At 66.0% G+C, this 15031-nt stretch carries 8 protein-coding genes, 1 tRNA gene and 2 rRNA genes (1 of these 11 cut by a window edge); 5 read left to right on the top strand and 6 right to left on the bottom strand.

Annotated elements, in window-relative coordinates:
- The first annotated feature begins 44 nt into the window (after positions 1-44).
- Positions 45-506 carry a hypothetical protein gene (locus PGN16_RS13360; protein ID WP_335309872.1) on the top strand — a complete coding sequence of 154 codons (462 nt, stop codon included), beginning with the start codon at positions 45-47 and terminating at the stop codon, positions 504-506.
- Positions 507-885: 379 nt separating this feature from the next.
- Here the strand turns inward: PGN16_RS13360 and PGN16_RS13355 are convergent, their stop codons facing one another.
- Both PGN16_RS13355 and PGN16_RS13350 read right to left on the bottom strand, forming a co-directional pair.
- Positions 886-1740, bottom strand: a complete 855-nt coding sequence (locus tag PGN16_RS13355) for an HpcH/HpaI aldolase/citrate lyase family protein (RefSeq protein WP_335309871.1) — start codon at positions 1738-1740, stop codon at positions 886-888.
- Complete coding sequence (locus tag PGN16_RS13350; protein ID WP_028967553.1) at positions 1737-2336, bottom strand: NADPH-dependent FMN reductase; 600 nt, start codon at positions 2334-2336, stop codon at positions 1737-1739. Before PGN16_RS13350 ends, PGN16_RS13355 begins: the two co-directional genes overlap by 4 nt.
- A 69-nt stretch (positions 2337-2405) precedes the next feature.
- Between PGN16_RS13350 and PGN16_RS13345 the strand changes: the two genes are divergently transcribed.
- The 3 genes from PGN16_RS13345 (at position 2406) to PGN16_RS13335 (ending at position 7593) form a co-directional block, all read left to right on the top strand.
- On the top strand, positions 2406-4559 hold the full coding sequence (locus tag PGN16_RS13345; protein ID WP_335309870.1) for a transglycosylase domain-containing protein: 2154 nt from the start codon (positions 2406-2408) through the stop codon (positions 4557-4559).
- A 212-nt stretch (positions 4560-4771) separates the two neighbouring features.
- Positions 4772-6220 (top strand): glycoside hydrolase, encoded by a 1449-nt coding sequence (locus tag PGN16_RS13340; protein ID WP_335309869.1) that lies wholly within the window; start codon positions 4772-4774, stop codon positions 6218-6220.
- Entirely contained in the window at positions 6208-7593 is a 1386-nt protein-coding gene (locus PGN16_RS13335; protein ID WP_335309868.1) for a family 43 glycosylhydrolase, read from the top strand. Before PGN16_RS13340 ends, PGN16_RS13335 begins: the two co-directional genes overlap by 13 nt.
- Before the next feature lie 265 nt (positions 7594-7858).
- Here PGN16_RS13335 and PGN16_RS13330 read toward each other — a convergent pair whose 3' ends face one another.
- Positions 7859-10204 carry a glycoside hydrolase family 31 protein gene (locus PGN16_RS13330; protein WP_335309867.1) on the bottom strand — a complete coding sequence of 782 codons (2346 nt, stop codon included), beginning with the start codon at positions 10202-10204 and terminating at the stop codon, positions 7859-7861.
- A 104-nt stretch (positions 10205-10308) separates the two neighbouring features.
- Here PGN16_RS13330 and PGN16_RS13325 point away from each other — a divergent pair, with 104 nt between their 5' ends.
- Positions 10309-11916, top strand: coding sequence for a DUF5597 domain-containing protein (locus PGN16_RS13325; protein ID WP_335309866.1), 1608 nt, complete (start codon positions 10309-10311; stop codon positions 11914-11916).
- A gap of 136 nt (positions 11917-12052) precedes the next feature.
- Here the strand turns inward: PGN16_RS13325 and PGN16_RS13320 are convergent.
- The 3 genes from PGN16_RS13320 to PGN16_RS13310 all read right to left on the bottom strand — a co-directional run.
- Positions 12053-12129: transfer RNA gene (locus PGN16_RS13320), tRNA-Met, on the bottom strand.
- A 51-nt stretch (positions 12130-12180) separates the two neighbouring features.
- Positions 12181-12295, bottom strand: a 5S ribosomal RNA gene (gene rrf / locus PGN16_RS13315).
- A 128-nt stretch (positions 12296-12423) separates the two neighbouring features.
- Positions 12424-15031: ribosomal RNA gene (locus tag PGN16_RS13310) — 23S ribosomal RNA — on the bottom strand; it runs 215 nt beyond the window's last position.

The following is a 15031-nucleotide window of genomic DNA, read 5'->3' as shown; positions in this document are numbered from 1 at the left end:
AAAGCTACCCGGAACGCAGCGCCCTGGCTGCTGGTTGATGTACCATGACGATGCGTTTCCCGCTCCTGCTCGCCCCGCTCGCGCTCGCTGCCTGCGCGCAACCGGCGCCCGACCCTTCGCCCAGCGGCACGCCGACCGAACGCGTCGGCCCCGTCGCGGCCCCGCGCGACGAGCCGGGCGGCGGCCAGATGCGCGGCAATGCCGTCGAACCCGCCGCCACCGCCGCGCTGGAGGAACGCTATCTCGGCCGCTGGGTCGGGGTGGAGGGCATGTACCTGAACGTCACCCGTCGCGAGGCAGGCGGGGTGACGCTCGACATGCAATGGGACCTCGACCATCGTGGCACCTTCGACGGATCGGTGACCGCGGAGGGGCTGCGCTTCCTGCGCAACGGCATCGCCGAAACCGCGGTGCCGGGCAACGGCGATGCGACCGGGCTCAAATGGCTGGCGGGCAAGAAGGATTGCCTGATCGTCAGACCCGGCGAGGGCTATTGCCGACCGTAGCGCGCCCACACGTCATTCCCGCGCTGGCGATACCTGTACAAAACTTCCCCGTCTTGTACCCCGGCGAAGGCCGGGGCCCAGTCGGGAAGGCCGATCGAATGAAGCGTGACGCGCATCATCAGCGTCCTCCGACTGGGCCCCGGCCTTCGCCGGGGTGACGCTTCGGCGTTGATGGATCACACGCCAAATTCCCGCCATCGCAAGACCTTTGCGAAAGTCCGCCAGCATCTCCCAACCATTCGTCACCTCCGGACTTGTTCCGGGGTCCACCGCCACATCAAGAGCTTATGCGCTTGCGGAACCGTGGATGCCGGAACAAGTCCGGCATGACGATGGGAGTTTTCGCGGTGCTCTCGCCAGCGCGGGAACAGCGACCTCGCTACCGCGCCGCCACCGCCGCTGCCAGCGCCAGCGTCCGCCGCGCCTCCTCCAGATGCAGCCGCTCGACCATCCGCCCCTCGACGCGGATCGCGCCCTCGTCCTCGCGTCCGTCGAAGGCGGCCGCCAGCACCCGCGCCGCCGCGACCTCATCGTCTGACGGCCCGAACGCGGCGTTCGCCGCCGCGATCTGCGCCGGATGGATCAGCGTCTTGCCATCGAAGCCATACGCGCGCCCCTGCGCGCATTCCGCCGCGATCGCCGCCTGATCGTCGAGCGTGTTGATCACACCGTCGAGCGCCACCAACCCCTTCGACCGCGCCGCGAGCACGATTTGCGCCAGCGCCGGGAGCAACGGCGCGCGGTCGACGCCGACCCGGCACCGCAGCTCGCGCGCCAGATCGTTGGTGCCGGCCACCAGCGCCGTCAGTCCGCGTTCCGCTGCGACGGCGGCTATCGCGGGCAATCGCAGAACCCCCTCACAGGTCTCGATCATCGCCCAAAGCGCCGGTCCACCGCCAAGCGCCGCCCGCACATCCGCCAAGATGGCCGGGTCCTCCAGCTTGGGCAGCAGCACCGCCTCCGCCGCCGCCCCGGCAAGCGCCGCGAGATCGTCCGCGCCCCACGGCGTGTCGGGCGCATTCACCCGCACCACCAACTCGCGCGCGCCGAATCCGCCGTCACGCACCGCGGCGACCGCCGCTTCGCGCGCCGCCTTCTTCTGCGCCGGCGCGACCGCGTCCTCCAGATCGAGGATCACCACATCGCACGGCAAGGTCCGCGCCTTCTCGATCGCGTGCGCATTGGAGGCCGGCAGAAACAGCGCACTCCGCCGCGGGCGCACCGCGTCGTTCATGCCGCCACGCCACCGCCCGACAGCGGCGCGAACCGCGCGACCTGTCGACCGATCAACCGCAATTGCTCGACCACCGCCGGATCGCTCGCGCCACCCTCGTCGTCGAAGCGGGTCACCTGCGTGTTGATCGCCGCCGCGAACGGAGTCGGCCAGCCGCGCAGCGCATGGACGATCGAGCGCAGCGCCGCGATCGTCGAGCCCGTCGCCTGCCAGCCATAAGCGGTGGCGATCAGGCCGACCGGCATGTCGGCAAGGTACGGCCGCGAATCGCGCGCGGTTTCCTCCAGCAGGTCGAGCGCATTCTTCACCACGCCCGAGATGCTGCCGTGATAGCCGGGGCTGGAGATGATCACCGCCGACGCCTGCCGCACCGCCTCGACGAACGCCTGCTCCTCGGGCGTACGCGAGGTTGCGCGCGGGTCGTAGAGCGGCAGCCGCGCCATGTCGGCACCGCCGAACATCTGCGTGCGAAAGCCCTGCGCCGCCGCCTCGCCGAGCGCGATCCTCAGCGCGCGCTCGGTCGACGACACGCCGCCGATCGTTCCCCCGATCCCCACCACCAGCGGCGCCAGCGCGCCTTTCGCATCATCCTGCATTTGGCTATCCTTGGTTCACGCGGGCGAGGCTTGCGACAACTGTTATATCAGCGTAAGACACCAACAGCCATGCGCCCCGACCCCTACGACACCGGCCGCGTCCGCTACAACCACGCACGCGGCGATACGCCCGGCGCTCCGTCGGAGCCGTTGCCGTCGTTCGGCGCGTGGCACGAGGACACGCGCGACGCCGACGAGCGATATGCCCCGCCGCGCTACGACGATGGTGGCGATCCGCCCCCGCCCCGCCGCCGCATCGCCTGGGGCAAGTGGATCGTGCGCGGGCTGGCGGCATCGATCGTGTTGTTTGTCCTGGCGGTCATCTGGCTGGCGGTCACCGCGCCCTTGTCACGCTCGCTCAAGCCGCCGACCCCGCCCTCGATCACGCTGACCGCCGCCGACGGCACGCCGATCGCGCGACGCGGGGCGATCATCGGCGCGCCGGTCGACGCCAAGACGCTGCCCCCGCACGTCCGCGAGGCCTTCCTCGCGATCGAGGACCGCCGCTTCTACTCGCACTGGGGGATCGACCCGCGCGGCATCGCGCGCGCGGCGTGGGCCAACGTCGGCTCGGGCGGCGTGCGGCAGGGCGGCTCGACGATCACGCAGCAACTGGCGAAGAACGCCTTCCTCGATTCGGACCGGACCGCCGCGCGCAAGATCCGCGAGGTCATGATCGCCTTCTGGCTGGAGGCATGGCTCAGCAAGGACGAGATCCTCTCGCGCTATCTGTCGAACGTGTACTTCGGCGACAACGTCTACGGCATCACCGCCGCGTCGAAGCATTATTTCGGGCGCACCCCGCAGAAGCTGAACGTCGGACAGGCGGCGATGCTGGCGGGTCTGGTCAAGGCGCCGTCGCGGCTCGCCCCCACCGGCAACCTGAAGGGCGCACGCGCGCGACAGGCGGTGGTGGTCGGCGCGATGGTCGATGCCGGCTTCCTCACCAGGGCCGAGGCCGCGACCGTCCAGCCGCAGCGCGTGCTCGCCGCGCGCGCCGACACGCTGCCGACCGGCACCTATTTCGCCGACTGGGTGCTCCCCACCGCGCGCGAGGTCGCGGGCGATTCGGGCACCGAGGCGACCGTCAAGACCACGCTCGACCGCGGGCTGCAATCGACCGCCGAGCGCGTCGTGCGGCAGGCGAGCCTGCGCGGGCTGCAGGCGGCGGTGGTCGCGATGCGCCCCGACGGCGAGGTCGTCGCGATGGTCGGCGGCAAGGACTATAACACCAGCGCCTTCAACCGCGCGGTGCAGGCGAAGCGCCAGCCCGGCTCGACCTTCAAGCTGTTCGTCTATCTCGCCGCCCTGCGCGCCGGGCTGACCCCCGACGACGTCCGCGACGACTCGCCGGTCGAGATCGCCGGCTGGAAGCCGCGCAACGACGACGGCCGCTATCTCGGCCCGATCACGCTGCGCCGCGCCTTCGCGCGCTCCTCGAACGTCGTCGCCGCGCGGCTGACGCAGGAGGTCGGCGTGCGCAACGTCATCAGGACCGCGCGCGATCTGGGCATCACCACGCCGATCCCCAACGAGGCGACGATCGGGCTCGGCACTGCCGAAGTCTCGTTGCTCGAACTGACCGGCGCCTATGCCGCGATCGCCAACGGCCGCTATCCGGTCACCCCGCGCGGGGTCGAGGGCAACCGCAGCGCGAGCTGGTACGAGAAGATCGCCGGCCGCGACACCGAAATGCCCGGCAAGGTCCGCGACGAGATGCGCTCGCTGCTCGGCTCGTCGATCCGCGGCACCGGGCGCGACGCCAACCTGCCCGTCGATGCGTTCGGCAAGACCGGCACCAGCCAGGGCGGGCGCGACGGCTGGTTCATCGGTTTCGCGGGCAATCTCGTCGTCGGCGTGTGGGTCGGCAAGGACGACAGCTCGCCCAACCCCGGCCTGCACGGCGGCGGCATCCCGGCGCAGATCTGGCGGCAGTTCATGATGTCGGCGCTGCACATCCCGGTCGTCGTCGCGCCCGAAGCAGACGAGATGGGCGTGCCGCTCGACAATATGGGCGACGCCCTCGACCAGTTCGGTCGCGCGATCGACGGCACGCAACCGTCGATCAACGACGCGGTCGACCGGCTGCGTGAGCTGGGCATCGAATTGCCGCAACCACCCGAACCGCGCCAGCGCGTGCCCGTCGAACGCTACCCCGACGATCGCGGACCGCCCCGCGAGGACGACGGCGGCCCCGACGAGGAATATGATTACCGCTTCTAAGGTTTGACTGACGCTCTCTATATCGTCGCCCCGGACTTGATCCGGGGCCCCGCTTCGTCGTTACGATCGGAGGAGAGAGCGGAATCCCGGATCAAGTCCGGGATGGCGGGCGAGTGCATGTCACCACTCTTCCTTGACCACGCCGCGCTCACGCTTATTGTCTTACAAAAAGCGGGAGAAATGCTGTTTCGGGTCGATCGTTTCTGGCAGCCTTGCCGCTCGCCGCCCTCGCCGTTCCCGCCGCCGCGCAGGAGCGCCCGGTCACCGTCACGCTGCGGCCGGCGGTCGATCGACCGTCCACCACCTTCGAAGGCTGGGGCACCGCGCTCGCCTGGTTCGCCGACGTCACCGGCGGCTGGCCGGACACGGACCGCGCGCGGCTCGCCGATCTCTTCTACGGCGCGGACGGGCTCGGCTGGACGATCGCACGCTACAATATCGGCGGCGGCAATGCCGCGGGCACCCCGCCGTACCTGCGCCCCGGCGGCGCGGTACCGGGCTTCTGGCGACGGCCGGCGGGGGCGCAGGGGCGTGACTGGTGGCGCGCCGACGATCCGGCGATGTGGGACTGGTCGCAGGACCAGCGCCAGCGCTGGTGGCTCGACGCGATCCGCGACCGCGTGAACGCGCCGATCTTCGAGGCGTTCTCCAATTCACCGCCATGGTTCATGACCGTCTCCGGCCGCGTCTCGGGCGCCGAGAAGGCGACGGACGACAATCTGCGCCCCGGTTTCGAGAATGCCTTCGCGACCTATCTCGCGCGTAGCGTCGCCGAGTTGCAGAAACGGCACCGCATCACCTTCCGCACGCTCTCACCGGTCAACGAGCCCAACACCGATTATTGGTTCGCCGCCAACAAGCAGGAAGGCGCACATTGGAGCCCGGCGCGACAGGCCGCGATGATCGACGCGACCGATGCCGCGCTGAAGGCTGCGGGGCTGAAGACGGTCGTCGCCGCGCCCGATGAGACCAATTCGGTGCTCTTCCTCGCCGACTGGGCGGCCTACCGCGGCGCGACCCGCGCGCGGATCGGGCAGATCAACGTCCATAGCTATGGCAACATCCACCAGACCGGGGTCCGCGATGCGGCACGCGCGGCTGGCATCCGGCTGTGGATGAGCGAGAATGACGCGCCGCTCGACAAGGACCCGGAGGATTTCGCGGGCATGGCCTCGCCGCTGGCGATGGCCGAGCATATCGTGCTCGACATCAAGCGGCTGGAGCCCGCCGCCTGGGTCTTCTGGCAAGCCGTCGAGGATCTGAGCGCCCGCGACGGTGGCAAGGGATCGAACTGGGGGCTGGTCAAGGCCGATCTGCGCGCGCCCGCAACCGCCGCGCACGCGATCCACGTCACGCAGAAATATTGGGCGATGGCGCAATTCAGTCGTTACGTCCGCCCCGGTGACCGGCTGGTGCCGGTCGACGATCTCGACACGATCGGCGCGCTGTCACCGGACGGGAAGCGGCTGACGCTGGTCCATGTCAACGCCGGCATCACACCCCGCCGATTGGCGGTGCCCGCCGGCTGGACGACGCAAATGGTCGTCACCGACGCCACGCATCGCGCCGCCTGCGTCGCGGGGACGCTCGCCCCCGCGCGTGCGATCGTCACCCTCATCCTGCGCCGCGACGGCGGAAAGGACCTGCCATGCCCCGCCTGACCGGCCGCCTGCACCGTTTCGCGCCCGCGCTGCTGCTGCTCGCCACCCCGCTGACGCTCGCCGCCGACGAACCCGCGCGCTGGAACGCACCGGGCGCCGGCAATCCGCTGCTCCCCGGTTATTTCGCCGACCCCTCGATCGTCCGCGACGGCAACCGCTGGTACATTTTTGCGACCATCGATCCATGGGGCGACGACCGGCTCGGGCTGTGGACGTCTGAGAACGGCCGCGACTGGCGCTTCTCCACCCCGAACTGGCCGACCAAGGCAGCGGCGACCAGCCCGACCTCGGGCGATTCGAAGGTCTGGGCACCGTCGGTCGTCCGGGCGAAGAACGGCCGCTGGTATATGTACGTCTCAGTCGGCAGCGAGGTGTGGGTCGGCACCGCCGCGTCGCCCGCCGGCCCGTGGCGCGACGCCAACGGCGGCAAACCGCTGATCGCGCGCGACTTCGCCCCCGCCTATCACATGATCGACGCAGAGGCGTTCATTGACGACGATGGTCGCGCCTATCTCTATTGGGGATCGGGGCTGAACTGGACCAACGGCCATTGCTTCGTGGTCAGGCTCAAGCCCGACATGGTCACCTTCGACGGCACCCCGCGCGATGTCACCCCGGAGAATTACTTCGAAGGTCCGTTCATGGTGAAGGTTCGGGGTCGCTACCTGCTGACCTACAGCGACGGCAACACCACCAAGGACACCTACAAGGTCCGCTACGCGATCGGCGCGACGCCATTCGGCCCGTTCCACGAGGCTTCGAATAGTCCGCTGCTCCAGACCGACGCCGCGCGCGACGTCGTCAGCCCCGGGCACCACGCCGTGTTCCGCTCGCAGGGCAGGAGCTACATCCTCTACCACCGTCAGGCGCTGCCCTGGCCGCAATCGGGCGATACGGTACTGCGACAGGTGGCCGTCGATCCGCTCACGATCGCCGCTGACGGCACCTTCGCGCCGGTCCGTCCGACGCACGGCGGCGCGGTCGCGGGCTTCGCCGCGACGCGCGACCGCGGCCTGACGTGGACGCCGGTCGGTGGCGGTGAGGCGGTCAAGGCAGCCGACGACAATTACGCGACGCTGTGGCGCGCCCCCGCGAACGAGGCGGGCACGATCGTCGCCGATCTGGGCGCGATCCGTCAGATCGCGGGCAGCCGCCTCCGCCCGGAGTTCGCGACCCGCCGCTACCGCTACGCCCTCGACGCCTCGCGCGACGGCAAACGCTGGACGCCGCTGCTCGCGCCGGGCGAGCATCAGGGTTCCCCGGTAACGCTGCGCCACCCCGTCACAACCCGCTATCTGCGCCTGACCGTCGCGACGCCCGGCGCCGCCCTGTGGGAATGGTCGATCGATGGCGAAGCGGCGCGACGCCGCTAACCGCTCCGCCCTCGCCTCCCCCGCGAAGGCAAACCTTCCCAAAACCCGCATCCCGTTCCCCGGCGAAGGCCGGGGCCCAGTTGGGGGACGCCTGCAACTATCAGAAAAACCTTCCCAACTGGACCCCGGCCTCCGCCGGGGAACGGCTGAAAGGGCATGATCCCTCCGTCATTGCGAGCGTAGCGAAGCAATGACGTATTTTCGTTTCCGTCGCCCCGGACTTGATCCGGGGCCCCGCTTCTTCTTCTCCAGCAAAGGCAACGCCCTACTTCACCACCTGCACCAACCCCGCCGCATCCTGCCCGCTCGGCAGCTTCCCCGACGCACTCAGCCGACCCGCGGCGTCGTCCCATGTCAGCGTCGCGCTACGCCCACCCTTGGTGCGGTAATCGTTGGTCGTCCCGTCGTCGTCGTACAGCGTGAAGCTGGTGCTGCGCCCCGGATAGACGCGGATCTGCTCCAGCTTCTGGTCGGTCGCGGTGCTCGGCACCGCCGCGCCGAACGGCACGATCGACCCGGCGCGGACGAACAGCGGGATCTGGTCGATCGGTGCCGCAGCCGTGATCGTCTGCCCGCCGGTGTAGCGCCGGTTCGTCCAGTAATCGTACCAGTCCGCGCCCGCCGGCAGATACACCTTGCGCTCGGTGATCCCCTGATCGGTCACCGGCGCGACGAGGAACGCCGGTCCGAACATATATTGATCGCCGATCGTCGCCACGCTCGGGTCGTTGGGGAAGTCCATGAAAAGCGCGCGCATGAACGGCGCACCGGTCTTGTAGGTGCCGTACCCCAGCGAATAGAGATACGGCATCAGGGCGTAGCGCAGCTTCAGGAACTTCGCGAGCACCGGCTCGGCCGCCGCGCCATATTCCCATATTGCGGTCGCCGGGCGTTGCCCGTGGATACGCAACGTCGGCGTGAAGCTGTTATACGCGAACCAGCGGGCGAACAGCTCCGGATAATCAGGATAGTTCGCTCCCATCGCGGTCGCGCCGGCCGGATCGAGCAGCACCGGGCGCGGCGCGACCGGGCCGTTCGGCCACTGCCAGCCGCCGGTATCACTGCTCCAATAGGCCATGCCGCTCGCGGTGAAGCCGAGCCCGGCCGGCACTTGCCGCTTCAGCACTTCCCACGTCGACTGCACGTCCGACGACCAGAACAACGCCCCGGTCCGCTGCACGCCCAGATAGGCCGCCCGCGACAGGATCAGGTTGCGCAGGTTCGGCCGATCGCGCGCGCTGCCCTGCGCCACGCCGCCGGTGTGGACCAGCGGGAACAGGTTGTGAAACCGGTCACCGGTCCCGATCGAATAATGATAGCCGTCGGGCACGAGATCGGGTTCGGTCTCGTCGAGCCAATACCATTCGAACCCCTGCGAGCCGAGGTTGTCGCGGATCTTCTCCCAGAACCACGCGCGCGCCTCCGGGTTCGTCGAATCGATCAGCGCCCCGGCGCGGTCGGAGCGGACCGCCAGCCCGTCGACGGGCGTGCCGTCCTTATGCTGGAGCAACCACCCCTTCGCCGCCAGCATGTCGTAATAGCGCGACTCCTTCTCGAACCGCGGCCACACGCTGATGATCGAGCGCATCCCCTTGGCCTTCAGCGCGTCGTTCATTCCCTTCGGGTCGGGGAAGAAGTTCCGGTCGATGTCCAGCTGCCCCATGCGCGTCCAGTAGAACCAGTCGAGCACCATCACGTCGAGCGGATAGCCACGCCGCCGATAGCCGTCGGCGATATCGAGCAGCTCCTTCTGCGTCTCGTAACGCGCCTTGGACTGGATCAGCCCGAACGCGGCCTTGGGCGGCAGCGGGGTCGTGCCCGTCAGTTTTGCATAGCCTGCGTACAATTGGTCCGTCGTCGCGCCCGTGATGACGAAAAACGAGACCCGTTCGCCCACGTTCGACTGGAAATGGGTGGCATTGTTGAGACCAGCCGACACCGTGAGTGCCGAAGGATTGTCCCAGACGATCCCATAGCCCTTGTTCGTGACCATGAACGGCACGCACACCGTCTCGCCAGCGGGCGCATCGTAATTGTGCCGGCAATCGATCGTGCGCCCCTTAAGGTCCAGAATACCTTCCTGATTCTGCCCAAGCCCATAGAAATGCTCATCGGGCTGCACCGAGAAGCTGGCGCCGACCTTGAACGTCTGCTCACCCGTCACGGTATGCGGCGCACGCTCCCACCCCTTCATCTCGGTCAGCGCACGCCCCCCGGCATCCGCGAAGCTGATCGAAACCGGCGGCAACGACGGCGCGAAATAACGCTGCATCTGCGACGGCGCGCCCGGCCACGGCTGCGCCTTGACGGTGACGGTCATCGCGGAGGAGGCAAAAACGTCGCCACTCGCGTCACTGCGATGCTGCCAGCCGGCGAAGTCTGCGCTCGCGTTCGGCCCATCGCCCGGCGGGGCGTCGGCCAGCTTGCGCTCCAGCGCGATCGTGACACGGACGATGTTCGGCGCATAGGGTTCGACCGCGACCAGCGCGCCGTTGCGATCGACGGTGGCAAGCGGCGCAGCCACCGCCGGGGACGCGACGAGCGCAGCGGCCCCCAACAGCGCCGCGCGCCACGCCCGCCCGCTCCCGACTCGATCCGCTTGCTCGATCATCACCCACTCCCCGTTGCGTTCAGCGTTCGTAGCGCTACCATTCCTTTGCGGCAGGATGATCCGCCGCACAAGCCGACCTCGACCGAGGTGGCGGGGGAGAGGGAATGATCGGACGTACCACCATCGCCGCGGGGCTGCTGCTCGCGACCGCGAATGTCGCTGCCGCGCAGCTGCCGCGGCTGGAGAGCCGCAACGGTCGTCACGCGCTGATTGTCGATGGCGCGCCGTTCACGATCCTCGGCGGTCAGGTGAACAATTCGAGCAATTACCCGGAGGTGTTGAAGAGCGCGTGGCCGGTTCTCGATCGCATTCACGCCAATACCGTAGAGGTGCCGATCGCCTGGCAACAGGTCGAACCGCAGGAGGGGCGCTTCGACCTGTCCTTCCTCCAGCAATTGCTCGATCAGGCCCGGGCGCACGACAAGCGCGTCGTCCTCCTGTGGTTCGGAACGTGGAAGAACACGTCGCCCAGCTACACGCCCGATTGGGTGAAGCTCGACAACCGCCGCTTCCCGCGGATGAAGAAGCGCGATGGTAGCGATCACGGCGTACTCAGCCCTCACGGCGCGGCGACGCTGGCGGCGGATCGCGCGGCGTTCGTCAAGGTCATGGAATATCTGCGCGACCATGATGCGCAGCACACGGTGATCATGGTCCAGCCCGAAAACGAAACCGGCAGCTACCGCAACCCGCGCGATTACGCCCCGGCCGCGAACGCGCTGTTCGCCAAGGCCATTCCCGCGCCGCTCGCCAAGCGGGTCGGTCGCAGCGGAACGTGGTCGCAGGTCTTCGGCGCGCAGGCCGACCGCGCCTTCAACACCTGGTACGTGGCATCCTACGTCGACGCGATCGCGGCCGCGGGCAAGGCCGTCAAACCGTTGCCGATGTACGTCAATGCCGCACTCGCCGGACCGTCGAACGTCCCCGACCCGGACGGCGTGGCGAGCGGCGGACCGCAGCAGGACGTGCTCGACATCTGGAAGGCCGCCGCGCCGCATGTCGATTTCGCCGCGCCGGACATCTATGACCGCAAGAGCGCCAACGCGACGGCGTATCTCGACCAATATGCGCGACCCGACAATGCGTTGATGGTACCCGAAGTCGGCAATGCGCGCGACTTTCACCGGTACGCCTATGCCGCGCTCGGCCGCGGTGCGATCGGTTACGCACCGTTCGGCATGGACGAGAGCGGCTATTTCAACTTTCCGCTCGGCGCGCGCGACCTGAGCGAAGCGACGGTCGCGCCGCTCACGCTGACCTACGCGATGTTCGGCTCGATCATGCGCGACTGGGCGCGGATTGCCTATGAGCGCCCGACCTGGGGCGTTGCGAAGCCCGACGACGGGGCGGCGCAGTCGACCCGCATGGGCGCGTGGACGATCAAGGCGTCGTGGGGCGAGTGGCAATTCGGGATGCGCGATTGGACGTGGCTCAAGGCAGATCCCGCGCCGTGGGCAAATGAGCCGGTCGGCGGGATGGCGGTGGCGCAGCTCTCCGCCGACGAATTCCTGATCGTCGGGGATCATGTCCGCGTTCAGATCGAGGCGAACGACAAGGCGCCCGGGGCGATGATGCTGCGGGTGGAAGAGGGCGGCTTCGACAAGGGTCGCTGGGTGACGTCGCGGGTGTGGAACGGCGACCAGACGGATTACGGGATCAACCTGACGGACCGCCCGCAGGTACTCAAGGTGACGATGGGTCATTACCGCTGAGGCGGCTGTGGGGAAGGCTGAGCGTGGAGCCTCCCCCCATTTTACGGCCGGAGCGGGTGGCGGGGGATCGAGCTGCGGCTATCCCTCCGAACGCCGTTAGCCCCGTCTCTGTCGAGACGCGGCTGTTGGTGTGTGTTGGTTGCGGGGACAGGATTTGAACCTGTGACCTTCAGGTTATGAGCCTGACGAGCTACCGGGCTGCTCCACCCCGCGCCGAGGTGTTGAGGGTTTGTGGATGGGTTCTTTGTGTGTGCGAGCTGCAATGCCTGGCGGCGACCTACTCTTCCATCGCTTGAGCGATAGTACCATTGGCGCAGAGGGGTTTCACGTCCGAGTTCGGGATGGGATCGGGTGGTTCACCGACGCTATGGCCACCAGGCAATGGAGCCTGCACATGTGTCCTGCCCGGCTTTGTGGCCGGGAGGATCTGGTTCAAATCGATGCACTTTCATGTCTGGTTGAGGTGTCATCACCTGCGTTCCAACGCTGTTGTTGGGGGTGTGTGCTCTCAAGCGCGAATAGGACGATTAGTATCGGTTAGCTTCACGCGTTACCGCGCTTCCACATCCGATCTATCAAGGTCGTGGTCTTCGACCGTCCTGAGAAATCTTATCTCGAGGGAGGCTTCCCGCTTAGATGCTTTCAGCGGTTATCCCGTCCGTACATAGCTACCCTGCTGCGCCGTTGGCACGACGACAGGTACACCAGAGGTACGTTCAACCCGGTCCTCTCGTACTAGGGTCAACTCCTCTCAAATTTCGACGCCCACGGCAGATAGGGACCAAACTGTCTCGCGACGTTCTGAACCCAGCTCACGTACCACTTTAATTGGCGAACAGCCAAACCCTTGGGACCTGCTCCAGCCCCAGGATGTGATGAGCCGACATCGAGGTGCCAAACAACCCCGTCGATATGAGCTCTTGGGGGTTATCAGCCTGTTATCCCCGGCGTACCTTTTATCCGTTGAGCGATGGCCCTTCCACGAGGGACCACCGGATCACTATGACCGACTTTCGTCTCTGCTCGACTTGTCAGTCTCGCAGTCAGGCGGGCTTATGCCATTGCACTCTAACAGCCGGTTTCCAACCGGCCTGAGCCCACCTTCGCGCGCCTCCGTTACTCTTTAGGAGGCGACCGCCCCAGTCAAACTACCCGCCACAGAGGGTCCCTGTACCGGTTTCACGGTACGAGGTTAGACAGTAGACAACAACAGGGTGGTATTTCACCTATGGCTCCACACCGGCTGGCGCCAATGCTTCAAAGCCTCCCACCTATGCTACACAGTTCTTGTCCACTGCCACTCTGAAGCTGCAGTAAAGGTGCACGGGGTCTTTCCGTCTAACCGCGGGTACTCCGCATCTTCACGGAGAATTCAATTTCGCTGAGCATGTCCTGGAGACAGTGGGGAAGTCGTTACGCCATTCGTGCAGGTCGGAACTTACCCGACAAGGAATTTCGCTACCTTAGGACCGTTATAGTTACGGCCGCCGTTTACCTGGGCTTCATTTCAGAGCTTGCACCCCTCCACTTAACCTTCAGGCACCGGGCAGGCGTCAGGCCCTATACGTCGTCTTGAAGCCGACTTAGCAGAGCCCTGTGTTTTTGCTAAACAGTCGCTACCCCCTGGCCTGTGCCCCCCATGAGAGCTTGCGCTGACATGGGGCCTCCTTCTTCCGAAGGTACGGAGGCAATTTGCCGAGTTCCTTCAGGACACTTCTCTCAAGCGCCTTGGTATACTCTACCAGACCACCTGTGTCGGTTTCGGGTACGGTCTATACGGTGGGGCTATTTCCCGGGACAGCTTCGAAGCCAGCTCAATCCGTTAAGAGCTGACAACACACGCCATCCGTCACACACCACCAGGCTGCGGAATATTAACCGCATTCCCATCGACTACCCCCTTCGGGCTCGTCTTAGGGGCCGGCTCACCCTGCGCGGATTAGCCTTGCGCAGGAACCCTTGGTCTTTCGGCGAGAGGGCATCTCACCCTCTTTATCGCTACTCATGTCTGCATTCGCACTTCCGATACCTCCACGACCCATTACCAGATCGCTTCGCAGGCTTACGGAACGCTCCGCTACCGCGTGGATAAATCCACACCCTAAGCTTCGGTGCACGTCTTGAGCCCCGTTACATCTTCGCCGCAGGAACCCTTAGCTAGACCAGTGAGCTGTTACGCTTTCTTTAAAGGATGGCTGCTTCTAAGCCAACCTCCTGGTTGTTTTGGGATTCCCACATGCTTTCCCACTTAGACGTGACTTGGGGACCTTAGCTGTAGGTCAGGGCTGTTTCCCTTTTGACGACGGACCTTAGCACCCGCCGTCTGTCTCCCGGATATCACTCCTAGGTATTCGGAGTTTGGTTAGAGTTGGTAGATCTCGCGACCCCCGCATCCATCCAGTGCTCTACCCCCTAGGGTGTCCATCCGAGGCACTACCTCAATAGTTTTCGCGGAGAACCAGCTATTTCCCGGCTTGATTGGCCTTTCACCCCTAAGCACAACTCATCCGGTAACTTTTCAACGTTAATCGGTTCGGACCTCCAGTGTGTGTTACCACACCTTCATCCTGGTCATGCATAGATCGCCGGGTTTCGGGTCTAATACTTCAAACTATGTCGCCCTATTCAGACTCGCTTTCGCTGCGCCTACACCTATCGGCTTAAGCTCGCTTGAAACATTAAGTCACAGACCCATTATGCAAGAGGTACGCTGTCAGGCCTCAAGGACCCTCCAACTGCTTGTAGGCAATCCGTTTCAGGTACTGTTTCACTCCCCTCATCGGGGTGCTTTTCACCTTTCCCTCACGGTACTAGTTCGCTATCGGTCGCATACGAGTATTTAGGCTTGGAGGGTGGTCCCCCCATGTTCAGACAGGATTACACGTGTCCCGCCCTACTCGAGTCCATTCACATCAGTTTCGCATACGGGGCTGTCACCCGCTACGGCCACACTTTCCAGAGTGTTCTGCTACTTGAATGAATGGCACTGGCCTGGTCCGCGTTCGCTCGCCACTACTAACGGAATCTCGGTTGATGTCTTTTCCTCCAGGTACTGAGATGTTTCAGTTCCCCGGGTTCGCTTCTCGAAACCTATGTATTCAGTAACGAGATACTC

The organism is Sphingomonas phyllosphaerae (genome assembly GCF_036946485.1).
GTDB classification, from domain to species: domain Bacteria; phylum Pseudomonadota; class Alphaproteobacteria; order Sphingomonadales; family Sphingomonadaceae; genus Sphingomonas; species Sphingomonas phyllosphaerae_E.
Note: the sequence above shows the minus strand (reverse complement) of the source record. Positions and strands in the feature narration are given on the sequence as shown.